General features: G+C 62.6%; 27 protein-coding genes. 16 read left to right on the forward strand and 11 right to left on the reverse strand.

The genetic code is table 11. The features are described 5' to 3' along the window. Window positions 1–142: 142 nt before the first annotated feature. Complete coding sequence (locus JQ575_RS20710; RefSeq protein ID WP_212035044.1) at window positions 143–541, reverse strand: hypothetical protein; 399 nt, start codon at window positions 539–541, stop codon at window positions 143–145. 39 nt (window positions 542–580) lie between these two features. Next, complete coding sequence (locus JQ575_RS20715; protein WP_312015979.1) at window positions 581–790, reverse strand: hypothetical protein; 210 nt, start codon at window positions 788–790, stop codon at window positions 581–583. A 101-nt stretch (window positions 791–891) separates the two neighbouring features. Between JQ575_RS20715 and JQ575_RS20720 the strand changes: the two genes are divergently transcribed. Beyond that, window positions 892–1,713 carry a helix-turn-helix domain-containing protein gene (locus tag JQ575_RS20720; RefSeq protein ID WP_212035045.1) on the forward strand — a complete coding sequence of 274 codons (822 nt, stop codon included), beginning with the start codon at window positions 892–894 and terminating at the stop codon, window positions 1,711–1,713. Between the two features lie 131 nt (window positions 1,714–1,844). Further along, a complete protein-coding gene (locus tag JQ575_RS20725) occupies window positions 1,845–2,657 on the forward strand; it encodes a helix-turn-helix domain-containing protein (RefSeq protein ID WP_212035046.1) in 813 nt (270 codons plus the stop codon). Window position 2,658: 1 nt separating this feature from the next. On the opposite strand, the gene JQ575_RS20730 is transcribed toward JQ575_RS20725, so the two are convergent. Continuing rightward, window positions 2,659–3,096 (reverse strand): MarR family winged helix-turn-helix transcriptional regulator, encoded by a 438-nt coding sequence (locus JQ575_RS20730; protein ID WP_212035047.1) that lies wholly within the window; start codon window positions 3,094–3,096, stop codon window positions 2,659–2,661. Window positions 3,097–3,309: 213 nt separating this feature from the next. Between JQ575_RS20730 and JQ575_RS20735 the strand changes: the two genes are divergently transcribed. From JQ575_RS20735 to JQ575_RS20765, 7 genes are all read left to right on the forward strand, one after another. Beyond that, the gene (locus JQ575_RS20735; RefSeq protein WP_212035122.1) at window positions 3,310–4,446 is read left to right on the forward strand and encodes a substrate-binding domain-containing protein; all 1,137 of its coding nucleotides are present in this window, start codon (window positions 3,310–3,312) and stop codon (window positions 4,444–4,446) included. 144 nt (window positions 4,447–4,590) lie between these two features. Then, window positions 4,591–6,105, forward strand: a complete 1,515-nt coding sequence (locus tag JQ575_RS20740; RefSeq protein WP_212035048.1) for an amidase — start codon at window positions 4,591–4,593, stop codon at window positions 6,103–6,105. Between the two features lie 33 nt (window positions 6,106–6,138). Continuing rightward, window positions 6,139–6,996: a branched-chain amino acid ABC transporter permease gene (locus tag JQ575_RS20745; protein ID WP_212035049.1), complete on the forward strand. Its 858-nt coding sequence runs from the start codon at window positions 6,139–6,141 to the stop codon at window positions 6,994–6,996. Between the two features lie 3 nt (window positions 6,997–6,999). Then, window positions 7,000–8,220 carry a substrate-binding protein gene (locus JQ575_RS20750; RefSeq protein WP_212035050.1) on the forward strand — a complete coding sequence of 407 codons (1,221 nt, stop codon included), beginning with the start codon at window positions 7,000–7,002 and terminating at the stop codon, window positions 8,218–8,220. 76 nt (window positions 8,221–8,296) lie between these two features. Then, a complete protein-coding gene (locus JQ575_RS20755; RefSeq protein WP_212035051.1) occupies window positions 8,297–9,346 on the forward strand; it encodes a branched-chain amino acid ABC transporter permease in 1,050 nt (349 codons plus the stop codon). After that, a complete protein-coding gene (locus JQ575_RS20760) occupies window positions 9,333–10,067 on the forward strand; it encodes an ABC transporter ATP-binding protein (protein WP_212035052.1) in 735 nt (244 codons plus the stop codon). The genes JQ575_RS20755 and JQ575_RS20760 overlap by 14 nt, the downstream gene beginning before the upstream one ends. A 73-nt stretch (window positions 10,068–10,140) precedes the next feature. Further along, window positions 10,141–10,764, forward strand: coding sequence for an ABC transporter ATP-binding protein (locus JQ575_RS20765; protein ID WP_249166792.1), 624 nt, complete (start codon window positions 10,141–10,143; stop codon window positions 10,762–10,764). A gap of 183 nt (window positions 10,765–10,947) precedes the next feature. Here JQ575_RS20765 and JQ575_RS45755 read toward each other — a convergent pair whose 3' ends face one another. Both JQ575_RS45755 and JQ575_RS45760 read right to left on the reverse strand, forming a co-directional pair. Then, window positions 10,948–11,319 carry a hypothetical protein gene (locus JQ575_RS45755; RefSeq protein ID WP_409364807.1) on the reverse strand — a complete coding sequence of 124 codons (372 nt, stop codon included), beginning with the start codon at window positions 11,317–11,319 and terminating at the stop codon, window positions 10,948–10,950. Continuing rightward, window positions 11,300–11,746 (reverse strand): acyl-CoA thioesterase domain-containing protein, encoded by a 447-nt coding sequence (locus JQ575_RS45760; protein ID WP_312015980.1) that lies wholly within the window; start codon window positions 11,744–11,746, stop codon window positions 11,300–11,302. Before JQ575_RS45760 ends, JQ575_RS45755 begins: the two co-directional genes overlap by 20 nt. Window positions 11,747–11,907: 161 nt before the next feature. On the opposite strand from JQ575_RS45760, the gene JQ575_RS20775 reads away from it, so the two are divergent. Together JQ575_RS20775 and JQ575_RS20780 are read left to right on the forward strand one after the other, a co-directional pair. After that, entirely contained in the window at window positions 11,908–12,573 is a 666-nt protein-coding gene (locus JQ575_RS20775; protein WP_212035054.1) for a DsbA family protein, read from the forward strand. A 114-nt stretch (window positions 12,574–12,687) separates the two neighbouring features. Further along, window positions 12,688–13,326: an NIPSNAP family protein gene (locus JQ575_RS20780; protein WP_249166784.1), complete on the forward strand. Its 639-nt coding sequence runs from the start codon at window positions 12,688–12,690 to the stop codon at window positions 13,324–13,326. A 173-nt stretch (window positions 13,327–13,499) separates the two neighbouring features. On the opposite strand, the gene JQ575_RS20785 is transcribed toward JQ575_RS20780, so the two are convergent. The 6 genes from JQ575_RS20785 to JQ575_RS20810 all read right to left on the reverse strand — a co-directional run bounded on the left by JQ575_RS20785 (window position 13,500) and on the right by JQ575_RS20810 (window position 18,572). Continuing rightward, window positions 13,500–14,444, reverse strand: a complete 945-nt coding sequence (locus JQ575_RS20785; protein WP_212035055.1) for a cupin-like domain-containing protein — start codon at window positions 14,442–14,444, stop codon at window positions 13,500–13,502. Then, window positions 14,441–15,646: a GNAT family N-acetyltransferase gene (locus tag JQ575_RS20790; protein ID WP_212035056.1), complete on the reverse strand. Its 1,206-nt coding sequence runs from the start codon at window positions 15,644–15,646 to the stop codon at window positions 14,441–14,443. The genes JQ575_RS20785 and JQ575_RS20790 overlap by 4 nt, the downstream gene beginning before the upstream one ends. A 286-nt stretch (window positions 15,647–15,932) precedes the next feature. Then, window positions 15,933–16,136, reverse strand: coding sequence for a cold-shock protein (locus JQ575_RS20795; protein ID WP_192734282.1), 204 nt, complete (start codon window positions 16,134–16,136; stop codon window positions 15,933–15,935). Between the two features lie 299 nt (window positions 16,137–16,435). After that, window positions 16,436–17,359 (reverse strand): aminotransferase class IV, encoded by a 924-nt coding sequence (locus JQ575_RS20800; protein ID WP_212035057.1) that lies wholly within the window; start codon window positions 17,357–17,359, stop codon window positions 16,436–16,438. 75 nt (window positions 17,360–17,434) lie between these two features. Continuing rightward, window positions 17,435–18,064, reverse strand: coding sequence for a ferric reductase-like transmembrane domain-containing protein (locus JQ575_RS20805; protein WP_212035058.1), 630 nt, complete (start codon window positions 18,062–18,064; stop codon window positions 17,435–17,437). Window positions 18,065–18,083: 19 nt separating this feature from the next. Beyond that, window positions 18,084–18,572, reverse strand: a complete 489-nt coding sequence (locus JQ575_RS20810; RefSeq protein ID WP_212035059.1) for a Twin-arginine translocation pathway signal — start codon at window positions 18,570–18,572, stop codon at window positions 18,084–18,086. Window positions 18,573–19,184: 612 nt separating this feature from the next. Between JQ575_RS20810 and JQ575_RS20815 the strand changes: the two genes are divergently transcribed. The 5 genes from JQ575_RS20815 to JQ575_RS20835 all read left to right on the forward strand — a co-directional run bounded on the left by JQ575_RS20815 (window position 19,185) and on the right by JQ575_RS20835 (window position 23,824). Next, on the forward strand, window positions 19,185–19,430 hold the full coding sequence (locus JQ575_RS20815) for a hypothetical protein (protein ID WP_212035060.1): 246 nt from the start codon (window positions 19,185–19,187) through the stop codon (window positions 19,428–19,430). A 148-nt stretch (window positions 19,431–19,578) separates the two neighbouring features. Continuing rightward, window positions 19,579–20,799, forward strand: coding sequence for a vanadium-dependent haloperoxidase (locus JQ575_RS20820; protein ID WP_212035061.1), 1,221 nt, complete (start codon window positions 19,579–19,581; stop codon window positions 20,797–20,799). Window positions 20,800–20,803: 4 nt separating this feature from the next. Beyond that, on the forward strand, window positions 20,804–21,829 hold the full coding sequence (locus JQ575_RS20825) for a hypothetical protein (protein WP_212035062.1): 1,026 nt from the start codon (window positions 20,804–20,806) through the stop codon (window positions 21,827–21,829). Between the two features lie 368 nt (window positions 21,830–22,197). Next, window positions 22,198–22,479, forward strand: coding sequence for a PilZ domain-containing protein (locus JQ575_RS20830; RefSeq protein WP_212035063.1), 282 nt, complete (start codon window positions 22,198–22,200; stop codon window positions 22,477–22,479). Between the two features lie 1,147 nt (window positions 22,480–23,626). Continuing rightward, window positions 23,627–23,824: a hypothetical protein gene (locus JQ575_RS20835; protein ID WP_249166785.1), complete on the forward strand. Its 198-nt coding sequence runs from the start codon at window positions 23,627–23,629 to the stop codon at window positions 23,822–23,824. Window positions 23,825–24,318 lie beyond the last annotated feature (494 nt).

Here is a 24,318-nt window from a genome sequence, read left to right on the forward strand (position 1 = left end):
GTACCTCGGACAGGATTTGGGTCGGCCGACAATTACCATACCCTGTTGGTTATGCATCCAGCGGGAGGGCGCCAGCGGCCCACGCGAATTCGCGCCCGATGACAAGAGCTGTCATCGGGCGCGCTCTCAATTCACAGCAAGCTCAGGCGGTCACCGCGCTCTCGCTCTTGCGCAGTCCGATATATTGCAGCTCGGCAAATACACCGGTTGCAATCGCCTGCGCGACGACGAAGAGGATGCCGAGCAGGTTCGGGCTGACCGCGCCCGAGAACAGCAGGGCGATGCTGCCCAGCGTCCACGCGGCGTTGCCGACGATCACCAGCAGCACCAGCGCCTTCAGCACCGATTGCCGCGTGCCGAGCCAGCCGACCAGCGCGGTGTAGGCGATCAGAAACAGCCCGCTCTCGCGCAGCAGGGCTTCCGGCAGATTGAGGAACGGCGCGAGCACGCCGGCGCCGAGCGTGAGGAGCACCGCCGCGACGCCGCTGAAGACGGCGTCGGCAAGTAGAGCGCGGCTCAGGAATGAGGACGGGTTGATCATAGTTCTCTCCTTTGGTTTTACGGGGTGGGTGGTTGGGATTTAGCGGAACCAGGACTGGAACTGACGCCAGCGCCGCATCGGACAGAGCGCCTTGCCGATCCGGGTTTCGATCGTCTGCACCTGCGCAACGACGAAAACGCCGGTGTCGTGCACCAGCGGTTCCGGCATGTTGAGGGAACGGGCTAGGGCCCAGACCGCCAGTCTGTGCAGGGCACGAACGATGAGCAGAAAAAGAGGAAGCATCAGCATGGGTCATCTCCTGTGGTTTCGAAGATGACCCCGTCCGCGACCCAATTCGATTACGTCGGAGGTAATGGAAGCTGAGAAATTCGCATGGTAGGTTTTCCACCATGAATGCACATGCTTCCACGGCGCGAGCCGAACGTCCCCAGCCCGTCCATATCGGCGACCACCTGCGCGAATGGCGGCAGCGCCGCCATCTCAGCCAGCTTGATCTGGCCGGTGATGCCGAGATTTCGGCGCGTCATTTGAGTTTCGTCGAAACCGGCCGCGCCGCGCCGTCACGCGAGATGGTGCTCAAGCTGGCCGAACGCCTGGAGGTGCCCTTGCGCGAACGCAACGTGTTGCTGGTGGCGGCCGGCTATGCACCCGCCTTTCCGCAGCGCTCGCTCGACGATCCCGCGCTGAAAGCGGCGCGGACGGCGATCGACCTCGTCCTGAAGGCGCACGAGCCCAATCCGGCGCTGGCCTATGACCGGCACTGGAATCTCGTCACCGCGAACCGCATGGTGGCGCCGCTGCTCGAGGGCATTCCGGCGCGGCTCTTAGGCCAGCCTTTCAATATCCTGCGGCTGGCCTTCCATCCCGAAGGGCTGGCGCCGCGCACGGTCAATCTCGCCGAATGGAGCAGTCACCTCTTGGAACGGCTGCACCGCCAATGCGAGGCGACCGCCGATCCCGAACTGCTAAAGCTCTATGCCGAGCTGAAGGCCTTTCCGATGCCGGCGCGCTCCGGCCCGCTGTCGCCGGACAATGTCGCGATTCCCTTCAAGTTTCGGCTCAATGGCGAGGTGCTGAGCTTCATCTCGACCACGATGATCTTTGGAACGCCGGTCGACGTCACGCTCTCGGAACTGGCGCTGGAGACGTTTTTCCCCGCCGACGATCTGACCGCACGGCGGATGCGGGAGATCGCGGCGGCGCTCACGTAGGATGGGTGGAGCGAAGCGATACCCATCAGCACCAGCAGTCTAGACTACCGAAATGGATGGGTATCGCTGCGCTCCACCCATCCTACAAAGTTGCGATTTACAGCGCCGTCCGCCCTTCGCATAATCGGCGGATGGACTCCCGCCAACATGCACCGCTGCCCGCCAATCCCGTCGGCGATCTCCTGCGCGGCTGGCGCAACCGCCGCGCCATGAGCCAGGCCGATCTGGCGTTCGAGGCCGGCATCTCGATCAAGCATCTGAGCTACGTCGAAACCGGCAAGGCCGTGGCGAGCCGCGAGATCCTGCTGCAACTGGCCTCCGCACTCGGCCTGTCGCTGCGCGACCGCAATGCGCTGCTGGAGTCCGGCGGCTTTGCGCGGCAATATGGCGAGCGCGATTTGTCCGCGCCCGAAGTCGCCGACGCCAAACGCGCCATCGACCTGCTGCTGCGCCGGCACGAACCGTTTCCCGCCATCGTCACCGACCGGCGCTGGAACGTGCTGCAGGCCAACGGCGCGGCGACGCGGCTGATGACGATGCTGCTCGGGACAGAGCGCATGGCGCGTCCACTCAATCACATGCGGATGTTTCTCTCACCCGACGAATTGCGGCCCTATGTCGAAAACTGGCCGAAGGTCGCGTCCGCGCTGCTGGTTCGCGCCCGCCACGAGGCGATGGCCGCACCGCTCGATCTGGCACTGCAATCGACCTGGCGCGAATTATTGAAACTACCCGACCTGCCGGTCGCGCAGTTCGACGAGCACGAAACCCCGAGCCCGCTATGCGAGGTGCGCTTGCGCAAGGGCGACGTCTCGATCGGCCTGATCGGCGCGGTGCTGACATTGGGCACGCCGCAGGACGTCACGCTGCAGGAACTGCGCGTGGAAATGTTCATGCCGGCGGATGCGGATTCGGAAACAACGCTCACCGCGTTGGCGGCGTAGCTCAGTTCGCCTTCTCGATCAGGCTTTCCAGCAGGCGCTTCAGATCCGCCGTGGCCTTGTTGCCGTAATTCTCGGCGATGAAGGCTTCCTGGCTCAGCGCCAGCGAGTTCAGGCGCTGGGCCAGCGCCTTGCCGCGGTCGGAGGAGAACATCAGAACCTTGCGCCGGTCGTCGGCATCCTGGACGCGGTAGACGAGGGCGTCCGACACCATCCGGTCGACCATTTTGGTCAGCGTCGGATGGTTGAGCAGCACGGCTTCGGCAAGCTCACCCATCGAGTGGCCCTTGCCGTCAGACAACACCTTCAGGATGCGCCATTGCTCGACCGGCACGCCTTCCTTGCGGAAGCGCGCGTCGAGCTGGCGATTGATCTCCCGGTTCGCCTGCGCAAGCAGGTAGGCGAGATGTTCGGTGATGGGTTTACTGGGCGATTTGGCCAAGGCTTTGAACTGCGTAATGGAGTTTTGGATGAATATTTAGCGCTCTTGCTTGAACTCTATGCACGGGAATCGTTGAATATTCAATATTTTCCACTAGGATTTTTGTTGCCGATCACCTTGCCGATGGTAGTCTGATGGCGCCGGACTAAAAGAAGCTGAAAGGAGAGCGAATTGCTCTCGCTGTCGCAATTAGAAAAGTTCGGCGGGCCGCCGATGCCGCCGGAATTGCTGTTGAAGGGGTTTCCGGGGATGGGGACGGGCACCTCGGAGCCGGCGCTTGGCCCGTTCCGGGCGCCCCGCGACCGCAAGAAATTGCGGATTGCCAATTTTGTCGGGCTGTCCGGTCCGTCCGGAATCTGGGGGCCGGCCTCCATCAACAGTACGCTGCTGGGGATTTCCGAGATCAACCGCCGCGGCGGCATTCTCGGCCGCGAACTTGAAGTCGCGTTCCATGACACCGGCGGCGATATCGACGACGTGACGCGCACGGCTTCCGACATTGTCGCGGCCGAAGACGCCGATCTCATCATGGGCTCGCATATCAGCGCGGTCAGGGTGGCGCTGCGCAAGGTCGTCGCCGGTCACATTCCCTACCTGTACACGCCGGTCTATGAGGGCGGCGAGCGAACGCCGGGCGTGATGGCCATCGGCGAGACGCCGGGGGCGCAATGGCGCCCGTCCATCGAGTGGCTCGCCAACACCAAACAGGCGACGAACTGGTACCTGATCGGCAGCGACTATGTCTGGCCATGGCTGTCCCACAAGGCGATCAAGAAATACATCGCGGACGCCGGCGGGCGTGTCGTCGGTGAAGAATTCGTGCCGATCGGCGAGCACAATCACGGCAACCAGCTCGCGCGGATCCGGGCCGCGAAGCCCGATGTCGTTCTGATCACGTTGATCGGCGCCGACAGCGTCGTCTTCAACCGTACCTTTGGCGAACAGGGGCTCGGCACCCGAATGCTCCGTCTGGCCGGTGCGATGGACGAGACGGTGCTGCTCGGGATCGGCGCCGACAATACCGAAAACCTGTTCTGCGCATCCGGCTATTTCATCGACAAGGCCTCGCGCGAGAACGACGCTTTCCGCTGCCAATACGAAACCTCGTTCGGTCGCCACGCGCCGCCGATCGGCTCGATCGCGCAGTCGAACTACGAAGGCCTGCGGTTTCTCGAGACGGTCGCAGCGCGCGCAGGATCGTTGGCGAGGAAGCCGCTGCTCTCGGCGGCCGCGAATGTGGACTATCAGGGCGCGCGAGGCACCGTCGGCATTCGCCGCGGCAGCGCCAGGATGCCGATCTATCTTGCAGCCGCCAACGGGTTGGACTTCAGGCTGATCAAACAGTTCTGACCTCGAACGCGTCACGCTTCGCAAAAGGAGGTGTTGCAAAATAATACTTGAAAAGGAAAACATTTCCGTTTCTAGTGATGAGCATGGGGTTGGGGCCCTTCGCAATTTCCTTCGCGAGCCGTCAAAGAAACAGGAGAATCCATCGTGACAGTAGCGCTTCCTACTCCCGATCAACTGCGCGCAGTTGCCGACCAATGCGGTCTGGCCTTGACCGATGAGGACGTCGCTTCCTTCCGCGGATTAATGCAGGGCTCGGTCGATGCCTACAATGCCGTGGGCGCGATGGCCGACGAAGTCCCGATCGTGAAGTACCCGCGGACCCCTGGCTATCGCCCGTCGCCGGAAGAAAATACGCGCAACGCCTGGTACCGCAAATCAACCGTCAAGGGCGCCGCCAGCGGCAAGCTGAAGGGCAAGGTCGTGGCGCTGAAGGACAACATCATGCTGGCCGGCGTGCCCATGATGAACGGCTCCGCGACGCTCGAAGGCTATGTGCCGGATTTCGACGCCACCATCGTCACGCGCATGCTCGATGCCGGCGCGGAGATTGCCGGCAAGGTGCATTGCGAATCGTTCTGCATCTCCGGCGGCAGCCATACCAATTCGACCGGCCCGGTGCATAACCCGCACAAGATGGGCTATTCCGCCGGCGGATCGTCGTCCGGCAGCGCGGTCGTGGTCGCGCTCGGCGAAGTCGACATGGCGATCGGCGGCGACCAGGGCGGATCGATCCGGATGCCGTCGTCCTTCAGCGGCACCTACGGCATGAAGCCGACCTGGGGCCTCGTGCCCTATACCGGCATCATGCCGATCGAAATCTTCGTCGATCACACCGGACCGATGACCGCCAACGTCGCGGATAATGCCTTGCTGCTCGAAGTGATCGCCGGTGACGACGGCTATGATCCCCGGATCAAGTCGCCCGAGGTGAAGGACTACACCAAGGCGCTGGGCGCCGGCATCAAGGGCATGAAGATCGCCATCGTCAAGGAAGGTTTTGAGCAGGCCGGCGCCGAAGCCGACGTCAACAGGAGCGTGATGGAAGCGGCGAAGCGGCTGGCGAGCCTCGGCGCGACAGTCGAACAGGTTTCAATCCCGATGCACATGGTGGCACCGGCGGTCTGGACGCCGATCGGCGCCGAAGGTATCGCCCAGACCATGATGTTCGGCGACGGCTATGGTCTCAGCCGTGCCGATCTGTACTCGACGTCGCTGATGGATTTCCATCGCGGCTGGCGCGGGCAGGCGGACTCGCTGTCGGAAACGACCAAACTGTTCCTGATGCTTGGCGTCTACATCAACAATAATTTCGGGCCGCGCTACTACGGCAAATCCGTCAACATCTCGCGGCGCATCACCGCCGCCTATGACAAGGTGCTGGCGAACTACGATCTGCTGTTGATGCCGACCACCCCAATGAAGGCGACGCCGCTGCCGGCGCCCGGAGCCTCCCGGGAGGAGGTGTGCCAGCGCGCCTTCGAGATGATCACCAACACCGCGCCGTTCGACATCACGCACCACCCGGCGATGTCGATGCCCTGCGGCATGGTCGACGGACTTCCGGTCGGGCTGATGCTGGTCGGCCGGCATTTCGATGAAATGACCATCTATCGCGCGGCGCACGCCTTCGAGCAGGCGGCAGACTGGAAGAAAATGTAAGCAGCCGAACCTGCAAACGCTGCTGGATGCCAAATGGATAATCTGTTCGTCGCACTGTTCGAGATCCTGAGTTTTGGCGCGATCGTCGTTCTGGTCGTGCTGGGGCTCGGGATCATCGCCAGCATGATGGGCATTTTCAACTTCGCGCAGGGCGAGTTCGTCCTGCTCGGCGCCTACGTCACCTATATCGTGCACAGCGCCGGCGCGCCGGTCTGGGTCGGAATGGCCGCCGCACCGTTTGCCGTCGGTGCACTGGGATTTGTGCTGGAGCGGAGCATCGTCCGGCGATTTTACGCCGCACCGATCGTGGCGATGCTGGGCACCTACGCGCTCGGGCTCATCATCCGCGAAATCGTCCGCGGCCTGATCGGCGGGCTGTATCTGTCGGTCCCGGAGCCGCTCGGCGGCTCGGTCAATATCGGGACCATGCACTTTTCGAGCTGGCGGCTGGTCATCATCCTGATCACGGCGCTGGTGATGATCGGCAGCTACCTGCTGCTGGCGCGCACCGCCTTCGGGTTGCGCATCCGGGCGTCGCTGGAAAACCCAGCGCTGGCCCGCGCCTCCGGTATTTCGACCAATGCGATCTATGGCGCCACCTTTGCGTTCGGCGCTGCGCTTGCAGGCCTTGCGGGGGCGCTGATCGTGCCGGTGTTCTCGCTGTTCGCCGATCTCGGCCTGCGCTTCCTGATCCAGGGTTTTGTCGCCGTCATGGTCGGCGGGGTCGGCTCGTTCGCGGGACCCGTCGCGGGCGCCGGCGTGATCGGCACGCTCGCCGCGGCACTGCCCTGGATCATTCCGCCCGTGATCGCCGACGTCCTCGTGTTCGTACTCGCCATCATCTTCATCAAGTTTCGGCCGCAAGGCCTGATTTCAGGAAAAGGGGTCTAGTCCATGTCCAGCGATCGCAGCCAACTCAACCGCAGGCGGTTTCTCTCCAACTTCGCCTTTGCCAGCACTGCCATTGCCACCGGCGTCGGCAGCTGGGTTATTCGCCCCGACTGGGCCAACGCCGCGGGCCCCCCGATCAAGGTCGGCATTGCGACCGATTTGACCGGTCCGATCGGTTACGCCGGCAACGCGGATGCGAACGTCGCCAAAATGGTGGTCAAGGAAATCAACGATTCCGGCGGCTTGCTCGGCCGGCCGCTGGAACTGTTTATCGAGGACACCGCGTCGAATGAATCGGTCGCGGTCGGCAACGTCCGCAAACTGATCCAGCGCGACAAGGTCGATCTGGTGCTTGGCGGCATCACCAGCTCGATGCGCAACGCCATCAAGGACGTCATCGTCGCGCGCGGCAAGACGCTCTACATCTACCCGCAGCTCTATGAGGGCAAGGAATGCACGCCCTATCTGTTCTGCACCGGCCCGACGCCGGCGCAGCAGTGCGACGAATTCATTCCCTGGCTGATCAAGAACGGCGGCAAGCGGTTCGCGCTGCCGAGCGCCAACTATGTCTGGCCGCACACCCTGAACGTCTATGCCCGCAAGGTGATCGAGGCCAATGGCGGCGAGGTGGTCTTCGAAGAGTATTACCCGCTCGACCAGATCGACTTCAGCGCCACGGTGAACCGGGTCATCTCCAACAAGGTCGACGTGGTGTTCAACACCGTGATTCCGCCGGGGGTCGGGCCGTTCTTCAAGCAGCTGTACGAGGCAGGATTCCTCAAGAACGGCGGCCGGCTGAGTTGCGTCTACTACGACGAGAACACGCTCAACATCAACCAGGCGGCCGAGATCGAAGGCCTTGCGAGCTGCCTCGACTACTTCAAGGCGCTCACGCCGGAAGATCCGTTCAGCGCCAAGCTTCATGCGACCTACGAAAAGCAGTTCCCGGGCACCTTTCTGTTCGCCGCGGGCAGTGCCGCGACCGGGACCTATCGTGGCCTCAAATTGTGGGAGGCGGCGGTCAAGGAGGCCGGCAAGATCGATCGCGACGGGGTCGCGGCGGCACTGGACCATGCCAAGATCGCCGAAGGTCCCGGCGGACCCGCCGAAATGGTTCCCGGCAAGCGGCATTGCAAGATGAAGATGTACACGGCGGTTGCCAAGGGCGGCAATTATGAGATCGTCGCGCGTAGCGCCGGCCTCGTCGATCCCAAGGAATGCTAATGCCAAAGCTAACATTGAGCATCGCGCGGCGGCCGCAAGCCGCCGCCAAGTCAGGAGCAGGTTTGCTGGACTTTTGATGACAGAAACGACACCGACGACGTCGCTGCCGCTTCCCCTTCGGGTCGGCCGCCAGCGCCGATGGCAAGTGCTGCCGATCATTGAAATCGTGGTGCTGGCGATCGCCGTGCTGCTGCCATTCGTCCTCAAGGACTATCTGACGATCTACGCCACGCGGGTCCTGATCCTGTGCCTGTTTGCGCTCTCGTTCGATCTGGTGTGGGGCTACGCCGGCATCATGAGCTTCGGGCAGGCCGTGTTCTTCGGCACCGCCGGGTATGGCGTGGCGCTGATCGCGCGGGATCTCGGCGTGACATCTATCCTGCTCGTGCTGCCGGCCGGGCTTTTGATCGGTTTTGCCTTTGCGCTGCTGCTCGGCGGGTTTCTGCTGCTCGGACGTCATCCATCCAGCGTGATCTTTGTTTCATTGGGCACGCTGACCGGCTCCTACGCGGCCGACCGCGTGGCGCGGGGCTGGTATTATCTCGGCGGCCAGAACGGCATTCCCTCGATCCCGCCGATGAGCCTCGGCAGCTACGACATCACCGAAGGACCGGTCTATTACTACCTGACGCTCGGTATTCTCCTGGCGGTCTATTTGCTGTGCCGTTTTCTGGTGCGATCGCAATTCGGTCTGGCGCTCGCCGGTCTGCGCGAGAACGAGCAGCGGATCGCCTTCTTCGGCTACCAGGTGCAGCGCCTCAAGGCGATCATCTTTTCCTTTGCCGGCGCCGTCGCGGGCCTCGCGGGCAGTCTGTATGCGTTCCACGAAGGGTTCGTCTGGCCCAACATGCTGGGCGTGGTGATCTCGACGCAGGTGGTGCTCTACGTGCTTTTCGGTGGCTCCGGTACGCTGATCGGCGCGGTGATCGGCACGGTCGCGATCGAGGCGGTCAGTTTCTGGCTGTCGAACTCCTATCAGGATATCTGGCCGATCATCCTCGGCGTCTTGCTGCTGCTGGTCATCCTGTTTCGCCCCGCGGGCCTCATCAGCCTGATCCTGAGTGAGCGCGAGCGTGTCGGCAATTTCGGCCGGCTGCCGGAGGAGGGCGATCGTGGCTCTTCTTGAAGCGCGCGGCCTGATCAAGATTTTCGGCAAGCTGACGGCGCTGAACGGCGCCGATCTCACGGTGGCCGAAAACGAATTCCACGGCCTGATCGGACCCAATGGTTCGGGCAAGAGCACGCTGATGAAATGCGTCGCCGGCGCGGAGATCCCGACTTCGGGCACGGTGACGTTCGGCGGCCGCGACATCTCGCAGGCGTCGCCGGCGGAGCGGGCGCGCGCCGGCATGAGTTTGAAGTTCCAGATCACCAGCGTGCTGCCGGCATTGACGCTGTATGACAACATCCTGCTGGCGCTGCAGGCGCAGTGCTCGCTTCCCAGCCTGGTGTTTTCGCGTACCCGCGGCGTGCTGCACGATCGCGCCATGGCCATGCTCGAGCAGTTCCGTCTGGTCGATCGCGCGGCGGAACCGGCGTCCGCGCTGTCGCATGGCCAGCAGCAATGGCTCGAGATCGCGATGGCGCTGGCGCCCGAGCCGAAGCTGCTGCTGCTCGACGAGCCGACCGGCGGCATGAGCCTCGAGGAACGCCGCGTTACCGGCGAGCTCTTGCAGCCGATCAAGAAGAAATGCTCCCTCGTCATCGTCGAGCACGACCTCGATTTTATCAGGGACATCTGCGACCGCTTGACCGTGCTCGATCAGGGCAGCGTGCTCGATTGCGGATCGGTTGCGCATATCCAGTCGAGCGCCCGGGTTCAGGAGGTCTATCTTCGCCGTGCCTGACCAGGACAGATACCTCAATATCCAGAGCGTCGACGCCGGCTATGGCCGCAGCCAGGTGCTGTTCGGCGTCAGCATGGCCGTGCCGTGGCGCGGCGGCGTCGCCATTCTCGGCCGCAACGGCGCCGGCAAGACCACGCTGATGAAGGCGATCGTCGGCGAGTTGCCGTTGCTCGGCGGCGCCGTCAGCCTCGATGGCCGCAGCGTCGGCGCGCTGCCGACCGAGCAGCGCATTCGCCTCGGCGTCGGCTACGTCCCGCAGGAGCACTCGGTGTTCGGCAGGCTTTCGGTGCGCGACAATCTTGCCGTCGGCGCATTGACCAACCGCGACAGCCAGGCCGTCAACCGCGTGCTGGAGATTTTCCCAAAACTCGGCCAGCGGATGGATCAGGTCGCCGGCACATTGTCCGGCGGCGAACGCAAGATGCTGGCGATCGGGCGCGCGCTGTTGTCCAACCCGCGGGTGTTGTTGCTGGACGAGCCGACCGAAGGCGTCTGGATCGGCGTGATCGAGGAAATCACCGAGCGCCTGATCCTGCTCGCCAAAGATATCGCCATCGTCATCGTCGAGCAGCATCTCGATCTCGCGCTTCGCGTCGCGGACCGCGCCTTCGTGCTCGACCGCGGTCGGGTCGCGCTATCAGGATCGGCGCAGCAAGTCCGCGACGATCCAAGGCTGCTGCAGTATCTGGCGCCTTAGGGTGTGATGCGGGTTAATCCAGCGTGCCCCGTCATCCTGAGGTGCGCGCTCTTGCGCGCCTCGAAGGATGAATCGGCCACAGTCGGGCCGTCGTCCTTCGAGGCTCGCCGAAGAGGCTCGCACCTCAGGATGACGGGGAAAGTGCGGTGGCTCCGCCAATCTATTTTCATTATCAACTATCCCTCAAGACGCCTGCGCCTGCGCTTCCCGTCGCTCGAAGGTCATCGCCTGCAGCACTTCGGCGAACGCGCCTTTGCGGTCGCTGAGCGTCGCCATGGTCAGCCCCGCGCCATTGGCGCCGGCGCGGGTGCGCGAGCGGATCAGGATCCATTCGCCCTCGGGCGGGCGGAAGAAATACAGGCTAATCTCTGGATTGATGAACGTCCATTCGCGCATGTCGACGATCTGCCCGACGCCTGAGGCAAAGTCCGCGGCCTGCACCGCCTGCAGCAGCGGGGTGTTGGTCTCGCCTTCGACCATGGGTACGTCGAGCCTCATCCATGCTGCCGCGGGTCCCGGCTTCTCCAGCGCGCCTTCAATGAGGCGCACGGACACGTTCTGGAAATAGCGGCTCCATTTCTGCGCAAACGCCGGCGGCGGTGTGCCTTGCTCCGGCGGTGCATCGCTGGCCGAATTTTTGGAGGAAAGGATCGGCCGGCGACTCGCTGCCCTGCGCCGTCAAGAGCGCCGTGCAGCGGCCGATTTCGCTCTCGCCGTCCGTCAGCCGCACCTGGATGGTCTTGGCCTTGCGGCCGTCGCGCAACATCTCGGTCTCCAGGCCGAAGGCGCGCAAGCCCGCCGGCCGCCACAAATCGAAGGTGAGGCGGCGCACGGCGAATCCGGATGCATTGGTCAGCCGCTCGATCTCGCGCGTCATCAGCGCGGTGGTCGCGCTGCCCTGCAGCATATCGGGCGACCACGGCCCGCCGGCGTGTTCGGTGGCGCGAAAGAGGGGGCCTTCCGGCTTGAAAATGGCGGTCATATCGGGCTCCGCGGTTAAATCCTTGCCCGATTTCTACGAAGACCCGCCCGCGGCCACAATAACCGCGGAGGTTATGTAATGGCGGCATGCGGCCCGGGCCCTTGTCCCGGGCCTCAATCGGCTTACTTTCCCGCCATCATTTGAAGCCCGAGGACGCGCCCATGAGCACCATAAAGCCGCTGAAGATCGACATCGTCTCCGACGTGGTCTGCCCCTGGTGCTATATCGGCAAGCGCCGGATCGAGAACGCGCTGGCGCTGGTGCCGGATGTGCCGGTCGAAGTGCGCTGGCGGCCGTTCTTCCTCAATTCCTGGGTGCCGCGCGAGGGCATCAGCCGCGACGAATATCTCACCGCCAAGTTCGGCTCGGTCGAGGCCTATAAGGGTATTGCCGGCCGCGTCGTCACGGCCGCGGGCGAAGAGGGCCTGACCTACCGGCCTGAACTGGTGAAGCGCCAGCCCAACACCACCGATTGCCATCGCCTGATCCACTGGGCGGAAGCGCAGGGCAAATCCGGCGAGATGAAGCAGCGCCTGATGGAATTGTACTTTCGCGATGGCGGCGATCTTACCGACGTCGACGTGCTGGTGCAGGCCGCCGCCGATATCGGCCTCGATGCCGATGACGTGCGCAAGCGCCTCGCCACCGACGAGGATGTCGCGCTGATCTCGGGCCAGGCGCAGGAAGCGTCCGAGAAGGGTATCTCCGGCGTGCCGACCTTCGTGCTGGCGCAGAAATACGCGATCTCGGGCGCCCAGCCCGCCGACCAACTCGCCCGCGCCATCCGTCAGGTGTCCGGCGAGATCAACGCGCAGGCGGCGGAGTAGCTGAGTTCGTCAAGCCCGGCCATGACAACTGAGAGCTACGCCCCCCACAGTTGTCACCGCGCGCCTTTCATGCCCTGATACTTCCACAGAACCAAGAAACCACAGGAAAACGCCATGATCTATGAGTTGAGGACCTACACCGTAAAGCCCGGCACGCTCGGCGACATGGTGAAGGCGGCGAGCACCGTGTCGGCGGACATCCGCAAGAACGACTACGGCAAGCTTGAAGGCTACTGGATGACCGAGATCGGGCCGCTCAACCAGGTCCTGCATATGTGGAGCTACAACAGTTTCGAGGAGCGCGGACGCCTTCGTGCCGAGCTCGCCAAGAACCCGCGCTGGACCAGTGAGTATATTCCGCTGATCCGTCCGCTGCTGGTCCGTCAGGACGTCCGCCTGATGAACGCGGTGAAGCCGCCGGTGGCTCCGGCATCCTCAGGCAATGTCTACGAACTGCGCAACTATCGCGGCAAGCCGGCCGGCGGCCTCAAGCAATGGCTTGATGCATTCACGGCGGTGCTACCGGCGCGTGAAAAATACTCAAAGATCGTGGGTCTGTGGACGACCGAAGCGGGGCAGCCCAACGAGGCCTGCCACATCTGGGCCTATCCTGATCTCAACGCGCGCGCGGAAGCGCGTGGCAATGCCATGAAGGATCCGGCCTGGCAGGAATTCCTCGGCAAGGGCCCGGGGTTTTTGGAAGAGATGCACTCGACCATCATGCTGCCGGCGCCGCACTCACCGCTGAAGTGAGGTAAGGCTTTTCTTCTCCCTCGCCCCGCTCTTGCGGGGAGAGGGTCGGGGTGAGGGGCCTCTCTCCGCTGATGCGGTGTCGCGATTGGCAGTGTGCCTCGCCCCTCACCCGGATCGCAAGGGCGATCCGACCTCTCCCCGTAAAGGACGGGGAGAGGTGAAGAGGCAGGCTGTTACGCCTTCTTCAAATAATAATTCGCACGCTTCCCCAGCGCGATGCGGCGGAGCACGCGGCGCATCGCCATCGAGGCGCGGAGCGGTTTGATCGCCGTGGTCACCGTGCGGTAGAAGGCGAGCTTGAGCGCGTCGCGCACCGGCTGCTTGCCGGGCGGCTGCTGCGGCATACCAATACCGCGCAGCATTGAATTGAAGAAGTGCAAATCGTTGAGGCGGCGCACCTCGCGCGTCTTCCAGGTGATCGCCATCGAAATCGAGAATGAGTCAGCGGTGCGCACCCAATGCGGCCATTGATACGGCACGTAGCAGCCGTCGCCCGCGAACAGATGAAACTCCTTGCCGCGCGCGGCAAAGCTCTCGTCATATTTCAGATTACGGTGCTTGGTCATCGAGCGCTCGATCTCGTCGTCGGAGACGATGCTGCGGTCGGTATTGTCCAGGATGGTGAAGAACTTTTCGCCGTGGATGTGCACGAAGAAATTGTCTTCGCTGTCGAGATGGAACGGCGTGGTCGAATTCGGCGAGGACACGAACAGAAAACCTTCGAGCTGTTCGAAGCCGGCGTCGTCTAAGCTGTTGAAGCCGCGGGCGCGCGCCACCGATAGCAGGGTGTCTTCCAGCAGCTGTCGATATTCCGGTGAATTTTCGACGCGCTTGAGCACCATCCAGGCGCCGGCGGTCTCGATGCTCTTCACCACCTCGACCGGGTCGAGATCAACCGAGGGAATGGCGTCGGGATCCTGGCTGATCGCGACCTTGCCGGAATTGTATTCGATCAAATCGCGCGGCAACTCAGCAGCCAATTGCGCGATGCGCGGCAGCATCAGAAGCGGATGGCCGGCCAGCTTGTGGCGGATCGCGAACGGTTTTAGCGGAAAGTCGCGGCGCAGCGCGTCGTTATCGGCCGTAATGACCGGAGCTACGGCGGTCTGGGTATTCATGAGGATTTCTCCTGGCGTTCCCTGATGAAGCGGATGGCGCGGCGCGCCGGCTCGCGGGCGAGCTGGCGCAGCGTCAAGGCGGTTTGCGCCAGCGTAGCGACCACGTCGCCGCGCTGCAGCGGAAACAGCACGTCGCCGATCGCAAGCCGTCCGCGCCAGATCGGATTGATCATGGGGTGGTCGGCATTGGCGGTGGAATCGACGAAGCGGATCGCAGGATCGGCGCAGAGATGCCGGGTCAGGTCGAGCGTCAGCTGCACGCCCGGTGAAAATTTCGAAAAGCGTTCGTCGACGCCGAGCTTGAAATAGAACGCGCGATCCTGATGCCGCAGTACGATGGCTGCTGCAACCGGCGTTTCGCCGGCGCGCAACGTCACGATCTCGCATTGGCCGGTGGCCGCGAGCGCGCAAGTGGCACGGCGGATAAAGGCGGCATCGCCGGCATGCTGCACCAGCGCCGTGCCGCGCTTGGCTTTCCAGCCGCTGGCTTCCAGCTTGAGGAAGGTCTCCAGCGCGGCCGTAACCTCGGCGGGCGTGCGCGCAATGTCGAAATGCACCTCGCCATGATCGCCAAGCCGATTGCGCTGCCGGCGCAATTCCTTGAGTTTCTTCGGTCCCAGCCCCTCGCGCAGCAACTCATCGGGGTCGAGGGTGGCATCGAGCGCGGCGCGGACATGCGATTGCAGCACGCGCGGCGCGCGACCGTCGCGGGCCAACACTTCGGTGAAAGCTTTCATCGCGGCGCCGTCCAGCGACATGTCGCGCAGCATCAGCGCGTGGGCGCCGGCTTTTCGCGCGCTCTCCAGCAGGCGCCCGGCCGCCTGTTCGGCATGATCGCGGCCCAGCAGCGGCGTGGACAGCGAGCCATAGGGATCGGCGCTGACCCAAACGGGCAGGGGAATCTTGTAGGCGCGCCACATCGAAATAACCGGCAGCAACCCGGTCAGCTCGGCGGCATCGCTCCAGGCACTCAATGCAGAAGCACCGATGCGTCCGCGCGCGGAAGCGTTGACCGCCAATTCCCATTCCGGGAGGTAATAGCCGTTGGGCTCGGCGACGCGCTCCGACAGCGCGCGCCATTGGGCGGTGAGGATTTCGGCAAGCGGTGTCAGCGCACCGGCAGGCGCCGCCGGCGCACGCGTGCGTGCGGCATCCCCTGGCGATGCACGACGGACTACCGATGTCTCTGCAATCTCGGCCACTTCCCCGTTTCCCCGGTCGCGATGTCGAGAGCGGCACCAACAGGGTGCCGCCTGCTTCCATCACGTTCTGGGAGCAACGCTAGCGTAGAGAAATGGAAAATGCCGGTGGGCCGACGCCCGGATTTGACCGGTTATGTTAACGGCTGATTCAGCATGCCGCCGCGTGCAGGTGCTGCGAGGATGAGCGTTCAACCATCTCCGGCCGGGCAAGCGGCTGTTTTTACGGCCCGGATCGCAGGAGTGGGGACGTAGCCCCGCCGGCGTGAACCGGCGGGAAATATCTTCGTTAGCCAACTCTCAGATTTTCAGCCGAGGTCTTGCCGCGGTTTTCTTTTTCTTCGTAGCTGACCTTGGCGCCCTCATTCAGGGAGCTCAGTCCGGCTTTTTCCACCGCCGAGATATGCACGAACACATCCTTGCCGCCGCTGTCGGGCTGGATAAACCCGAATCCCTTGGTTGCGTTGAACCACTTCACAGTACCTGTCGCCACGTCCGCACTCCCTGTTTTGATCGAGGCCGACAACCTAGGGCGGTCCGAGGGTCCTGCGCAAGGAAAGAAAACCTGCTGAAGCGAACCGCCGGGCGGCAGGCGCGGCCAAAACCAGCTGTTTTGACCGGATTGGGGCTGTCGTTGACCCCGCGCCTGTCTGTGGCTGGTGTCACCGACCATCGGTCGGGTTCCATGGGGAATTATCGGATCTTCGAATCCACGGAGCGAACCCATGAACAAGATCGGGTCTGAGGAAGAACCCGGATGTCGCTATCGCTCATCCGGGCTACGCGCGCCGCTCATTCGCCCGCTTCGGCCAGCTGGTACCGGACCGGCGTGTGGTGCCATCCCTCGTCGTGCTTCTTCCAATAAATATCCTTGAGCCGCGTCGAGATCGGCCCGGGCCGGTCGTTGCCGAGAATGCGCGCGCCGATGCGCGACGCCGGCATGACGCCGCCGGCGGTGGTCGCGAGAAAGACCTCGTCGGCGTGGTCGAGCGCCGACCGCGGGATCGGCTCGACCGCCGCCTCGATGCCGAGTTCGGCGCACAGGTCCAGCACCGATTGCCGCGTGATTCCGCGCAGGCTGCCGCGATCGGGCGTGCTCACCCTTCCGTCCCTGACGATAAAGACGTTGAAGCCCGGTCCCTCCGTGAGAAAACCCTGCGCGTCGCACAGCACGGCGGTGTCGAAACCGGCATCGTGCGCCTCCATCAGGCCGGAGGTCAGGTCGTTCCACTGATAGTTCTTCACCGTGGGATCGACCGAGGCGTCGGGCACCCGCGGCGTCGAGGCGATGAATACATGGGCGCCGCGCGCCTGCACGTCTTTCGGCACGACGTCGATCCAGGGCAGCGCATACGCAATCAAATGGTTTTCGCAATCCGCCGGCCGGCGCGATCCCATCACCCGCGGCCGTCCGCGCGAGGCCACCATCGCCACATAGGCATCCGCCAGGCCGGTCAGCGCGACACAGCGATGCAGGACCGCCTCGATCGCGGCGCGGTCTTCCTGCGGATGGATTCTGCGCTTTTCCATCGAGCGCTCGAAGCGGTCGAGGTGATCTCGGAGCCGGAAGAAGCCACCCTTGAACACATGCACGACGTCATAGACGACATCGGAGCGCGTAAAACCCCAATCGGTCACCGGCAGCGTCGCCTCGGCGATCGGGACATAGCGACCCCGGACGTAGCCGGCGCCATCGGGGTAGGGGGCAGTGGTCATGGGTGGTCTCCCGGTTCATATCCCATAAGTAGATTAGCCGACTTGTCCGACGGAGCTCGCTCAATTCCGCCTGGTCTACTGTCGCGCAATGCTCTCTCCGCGCAACGTTCCTCGCTTTCTCCGCGCCCGCAGGTCAGCCATGACTTTTATGGCCGCTGCGAGGACCAGCGCGCAAAGCGCCGCCTTCGACATCGTCTCCATCGTGCCCTCGATCAGTATGGCATGGACCACGCTTCCTGCGACGATGACAATCGCGAGGGGCATATGGACGATACGCCACGTTCGCGCCCGCAGTCCCAATCGCCGGCGAAGTGCAGCTATGATCGCGACGGCGACGATGGCCCACATGGCGATCACACCCCAGGGCGAGAACGGCGTCGGTGATGCGAACAGAAGGGCGTCAATCATATCAGGCGGACTGGTGATCCAGAGGCCCGCGACGTGGACCACCACCGCCACGACCAGCGCGCCTCCGATCCAGTGATGTGCACGCCGTCCACGATAAGCCGACAGTCCCGGTAAGTATCCGCCAATCAGCAAGGGCTGGACGAGCACAAGACCCATTGCGACAATCCCTGCGAACCCGGCCAGTATGTAGACCGGACCGCGCCATGCGAGCAGCGGGCTCGCTGCCGCGGCGGCGATCGGCACGCAAATGGCTGCTGCAAGGGCGGCCCAGGTCAGGGTCACCTTCGCCAATTTCATTCCCGTGTTCCCAACTCGGTCAGGCCGGCTGAAGGACGAAGTGCGCCTCGAGGCTGGTATCTTTGGCGCTGCGCATCACGGGACGCAGAAAGACGGTTTTGAATTCGCCGCTGTCATAGGCGAGGTGACCATGCGGCTGGCCAAAGATCGGAATGATCTGCGGCATCTCGAGGCGGAACGCCCCGTTCTTGTCGGTGAGCGTGGCCCCATGACTCTGCGGTTCATGCTCCTGCCCTTCGGTGGTGTGCGCCCAGATCTGGATGCGCTGCCCGGCAAGCGGAGTCCCGTCGCCGGCGCGGCGCACGGTGCCGCTCATCCAGAAGCCACCCTTGCCGATCCGATCCACGGTCGCCGCCCCCTTGCGGTAGTTGTTGGCTCCGCCCGGCATCGAAGCGGTCGGTGCGAGGCCTTCCGCGCGGGCGGGCAACAGCAGCCCGGAAACCCCGGTTGCCAGGACGGAGCCGCCGGCGGCGAGGAGGTTGCGGCGGTTGAGTACGAAGGTGGTCATGTAAGTTCCTCCTGCGACCGTGCAGTTGCTTCGCGGAAGAGTACAACAACAAGCGCGAGAGGCCCAGTTGAGGGAGGCGAACGGCGCGACAGGGCGCAATAACAGTGTTGTGAACGGGTGTGCCGGCCGCTCAACCAGCGTCGTTGACGAGGCATACTCAGCAGCGTCCGGGGGTATTGGTCCTTCGCTCCTGGTCGCCGATGGATGCCAGGCGATCGATGGCTTGTCTGCTTCCGGGACCCTAAACGGACATTTCTGCCGATCCGAGCTTTCGTCCTTTGCTGCAGCAATTGTTTAGTCGCAGAATTCGTCCGGGTTCGCCGAGAGACTGGTCAGAGGAGGGGATAATGCGCGCGTTTCTGCCAGCTGTCTTCTTGCTCATTTCGCTTTCCTCTACCGCGAGCCGATTTTGCTGACGATGGCCGCTTACGGGGATAAAGCAGACGATCACAGCCACGGCCGCCGACGTCTGCCAGGGGCAATTTGAATTTGGGACACCTGCGTTGTCCGATCTGTACATTCTCACAATCCATACTGCTTCGCATTGCTGTTGAACCTTCGCGAAGTTCCCGTGACCCACGCTAAGGGGCGTTGGGACCATAGGAGGTTCTGATGACGAGGCATCGAACGATTACTGGGTTCGTCGCTGTCGCTCTGCTCGCTGTTGCCGCAACCGCTGCCACCATGAGGTCGTCCTCGGTTTGGACCAACGGCTTTGTCGACCCTACCGGCACAACCATGTTGAAGGGCCTCGTGGTTGACGCGAACAAGCTTCCGGCCGCGAGTTTTGACGATCGCTGGTCCGCGATGACAACTTCGACAACTGGTACGCCCGAGCGCATGCTCGCGGATCGCTAGGTGCCTCCGCAATCGGCGTCTGCTGGACGAAATTTGTAATGACCTTAGCGGTTGTATGCGGCTGCATGCACGACGGGATGATCAGGGAGGTACATTCACACCACATTGGCAGTCGTTCGAAATTCCAAACTTTTTGAGGGAGGCAATGATGAACGTACTGAAATCTGCAATCGTCGGCATGGTCCTGATTTCAGCCAATACGCCGGTCCGCGCGGACGTCATCGGCGACTGGAACAACACGGCAATTGACGTGATGAAGGCGGTCAACGTCACCGGCAATCCGTGGACGCGCAGCATGGCTCTGGTGAACGTATCCATGTCTGACGCGGTCAACTCCGCGCAGAACCGATATTCGCGCTACATACCGGAGCTTCCAACTGACCCGAACGCCTCGGCGGAGGCCGCGGCTGCCGCGGCTGCCCGCGAAATACTCATGCGCCAGTATCCTGGCCAGAAGGAGCGGATTGAAGCAGCCTTCGCAGAAACGATGAAAACCGTTCCGGACAATCCCGGACGGGCTGCGGGTATTGATCTAGGCGCAAAAGTTGCGGACGCTGTTTTCGCGGAACGGCAGAGTGACGCGACAAACACGCCCGACACATATCGTCCGCTCACGACGCCTGGCGTGTGGGTACCGACCACGCCGCCGCTCTTTCCTCAATATGCCACGGCCAAGCCCTGGGGCATGGAAAGCGCGAGTCAATTCCGCCCGGGTCCGCCCCCGGCACTCAGCAGTGCGCTTTATGCGCTTGATTACAACGAAACCAGGGAAATGGGCGGCGTGAAAAGCACGAAGCGCACCGACGCGCAGTCCGATGTCGTGCGCTTCTGGACACAGGCCAACCTTGGGCCCGCATGGTTCCAGGCCGCCAGGCAGGCTTCCGCTCGTCATAACCTCTCCCTGGCAGAAAGTGCGCGAGTGTTCGCACTGATGTCGATGGCTCTCGCCAATTGCTTCATCCTCGATTGGGACGCCAAATTCCAATACAATTTCTGGCGGCCGATCACCGCGATCCGCAACGGCGACCAGGACAGTAACGATGCGACTGAACGCGACGCCGGCTGGCAACCTCTGAACACCACGCCGATGCATCCGGAATACCCGTCGCAGGCGGGCATCAACGCGGGTGCGGCGCGAACCGTTCTGGAAGCCGTTTTCGGCAACGGGACGGAAGAATTCGTCGCGACCGACATTTCCGACGCCCGCCTTTCACGCAAGTTCACCAGCTTTGCGCAACTGGCCCAGGAGCACAAAGAGGTGCGCATCTGGGGCGGCATTCATTTCCGCAATTCGCTGGACGTCGGGGATGCGATGGGTCGCAAGGTCGCCGATCATCTCGTGGCAAACTACATGAAGCCGACGAGGTAGGCCCTTGCTCGGAGCCATCTCAAGGCGCCTGCTGACCGGCGGCGCGTTGTTGCTCTCCGTGTTCCTTGCCGCCGATGCCGCGGAGACCGACGACGATCTGCCCGACCTTGCGGACCGGGTCAAAGGGATGGCCTCGGAGGTCGCGCTCGAGTTGCAGCAGATCTGTCCGCCTGCTGCCCCCTCGGACCAGGCAGCCTTCGACCAATGCCGGCGCCGCCTGTTCGGCGACTCCGCGCTGCGGCGGAGCCTCGCGACGAGGCTCCTGTGGGGCCGCCGGAATCAGGACGCCGGGGCATCGCTCAACGACACCAACCTCACGCAATTTGCGCCCGATGTGATTGCCGGCCTCTACCTCCCGCTGTTCATGTACAGCGGCGAGTACGGCACCGAGTACGTCGAGCGCGAACGATTGTACCTGATCCGTCTGCGCGCAGGGTTCCGCAACCTGTTGCAGCCTGGGCAGTTTCCGTATCCGTTCTGGCATCAAGAGGCGAAGTGGGGTGTTTATCAGTCCGCCAATTCGGTTCTGCTCTGGGTCAATCCCAAGACCGCGAAGATCGTCATCGGGCAATTTACCGAGCGGGGCAGCGATAGCCCTGTTGTCTCCAGCGAACCGATATGGCCCAGGTTTGACGGCAAATGGATGTGGATGGACAAGGAAGGACGCATCCAGCCGCGCGTGACGCTCTTCGACGGCTTGTTCCGACAGAACAATCCTTATCTGCCAAAGCTCGACTCCACCTACAGGACGCTGGCGCTGCGGATGCGTGACGCGCAATGCGATAATTGTCACGTGCCGAACAACCCCATGCCGATGCGCCGCTTGGTGCTTATGCACACACCGGCCCACGCGGCAGGCGAGATTGCGCGGTTAATGACGGCGGTGCGCGAGGACAGGATGCCGCTGGACGATACCGGCGCCGAACAGCCGCTCGAACCTGCGCTCAAACGTGCGCTACTCGAAAGCGGCGCAGCTTTCGAAGAGTCGGTGATGGCTGCAAAAGATTGGGAAACGGCACACCGGGATTGAAAGGCACGCGACGGATCTGGCGGTCATGGCAGGTCAAGCAGATAATCACAGCCCCATGTGCCGGTGTCTGCTAGTGGGCACTTTTCCGAAGTGGCGGCCTTGATGCGTGATATCCGCTGTTTGGGAAACAGCGGACGTCAGGTTTGAGGCCACGACCGCATCCGGTTCCAGAATTAACCCGCAGCGAGCGTATCAAGCTTAATACGCGAGTTTCGTTGCCGCGTGCGAACGCAGGCCTATCATGCCGGGTAGTCGTGCGGATCTGAGAGGTGTTCAGATCACCAATCAAGCGTACCGCTCGACCAGGGGCGCCGCTGTAGGCGGCGTCCCGCTGAAATTGATCCTGCTGCACGCTTCACGGGACTGCCATGTCGACTGTCGAGCAAGTGCTGAAGTCCGCAGGTCGAGAGCGTCGCGCGATCGGCCGGACGCACATCAATCGGGGCGCGCTGTTATATTTTCATGGCGGGGCCGGTGTCCTTCCTTGTTGCGTTCGCGACGTCACGAATTCTGGAGCCGGCGTTCGTTTGGAGCAGCTAAACGTGTTGCCGGTGGAATTCGATCTGTCGTTCGATAATTTTCGGACGGTTCGGGAATGTCGCTTGGTCTGGCGGGACGCTGACTTCGTCGGCGTCGCGTTCGGGGCCTGACGTTGGCATGACGAAACGCGAACGCGGCGATCTAGTTTATGGGGTCGTCGCGACTGCGGTCGTATTTGTATTCATGATCATCATGATTTTCTCGCAATGATGGATTCTCTTATCGGAGGTTACGCAGCGGCGCGCTGAGAGACCTGCAGATTGATCTGGACCAGTTCATAGACGGCGAAGACCGGGTGCAACGTCCCCCACAGTGTACCCGATGAAAAGACGGCCCCAGTCGCTGCCCCGCCGCTGGGGCCGTTTTCGCCTTGTTTGGGGCTCAGGAGCCCAACATCTCAATCAATGGCCAGGTCTGTGCCGTCGCCGATGTGGTTTGGGCTCAGGAGGGTCTGTTCCAGTAATTGCGCGATACCACGCGGCGTCTGATTGTGCGCGCGCTCTGTCAGCGGCAAGATTGGATTGTCCACGATAGAACTGACTTAGGCCGAGGTAGCAATCGGTGCGCGCGGGTCCGTGAGGTATGGCTTCGCAATTTACCTGCGCGCTCGCAACGACGGGAAAGACCACCAACAAGATTGCGACGACACCCGCGGTCCAATATGTCATGCCGCCTCCAGGCGATGTGCTCACGCCGGCTGGTCAGACTTTCATCGAGTCGCTTGTTCTTGTCCGCCTGGGACGGAAGGCACGGATGCTTGCAACTTCGGCCGTCGTTGCGGCACTCTCCGAGTTAATGGCATGGATGTAGGATCAATATCAACGAAGGCCTGGTCGTTCGGGGTTCGTATCCGAGGACGACAAGCTGTCCGCTCTTCCGCGCCCGTGGTGTTGACGTGATCGGCTAAGCGGCGGCCATGAAGCAGCCGCGCGAGCGGACTCGTTCGGAGGGTTAGAACCGCGCTGACCCTCGAGCGAGTCCACTATCGCCGCGCCGCCGGTTATGGAAGCTAATGATCCCTTCGATGGCGTCTGCACTGAAAACAACACAAGTAAGCGAAACTCATACCGTGTGGCAAAACAGCTACGCTCGTCAGGTGGCGCGGCATTTGGCTTCGGCGAGCGTATGCGGTTCGATCCTACCTCTCGTTTCACAATCCCTTTTGAGCTGAGATGCGAAAATATGTGAAAGCTCTTGGCTCATAGCCGGGTTGGTGTCTAATCTTCTCTTTTGGTCTGCTTTTTTTTGAGGCCACGTATGAATTATTCCCAAATGAAGGACGAACGCCTGTTGGCGTTTTACGAGAACGTCCGTCAGCAGGTCGCATTGGATGCAGGAAGCCGCTATCGCTTCGCAGGCGAAGGAGTGCGCGCATATGCGGATAAGCTTCGCGAAGAAATGGACCGACGGCGGCTTAGGTTCACGCCCATCAATTGGCCGGAGGATGGTCGCTGATTTATGGGAGAACAAAATCGAGGTGCCAGTTCAGGTTCGCGGACCGGTCTCGCTCGGCATTGGAAATGCTAAAGAGGCGCGGGTCTCTCGTCGTGCGGCTAGATCGATTTCACCCAGCTCTGCGGGATAGCGCGGCGTGTGCCCGGCCGTCCCAAACGGCAGCCCGGGCTTTGCGATGCCAAACGTGCTGTGCTGCCCCTTAAGGGTTTAGTTACTAGTCATTGTCAAGCTTTCCGCCATTGCAGATAGGTCGCGACGAGCGATAGCGAATTTCCGAAACGCTTTAATCCGACCAGCCCGGTTGGCGGTCTCCACAGGAGGCCCACTATGTTCAAGGGCTTCGTGATTGCAGTCTTGCTTATGCTTGGTGCATCGCAGCTAGATCAGTACTTCTGTAACGGCAGGTACACCGACGGTACTATGTCGATGCTGCGACAAATCAGGCACTCGTTTCGCAGTTGAAGGTCGCTTCGGTGGACGCCGCTGCGCGCAGG

The organism is Bradyrhizobium sp. JYMT SZCCT0428, from assembly GCF_018131075.1.
Classification (GTDB): domain Bacteria; phylum Pseudomonadota; class Alphaproteobacteria; order Rhizobiales; family Xanthobacteraceae; genus Bradyrhizobium.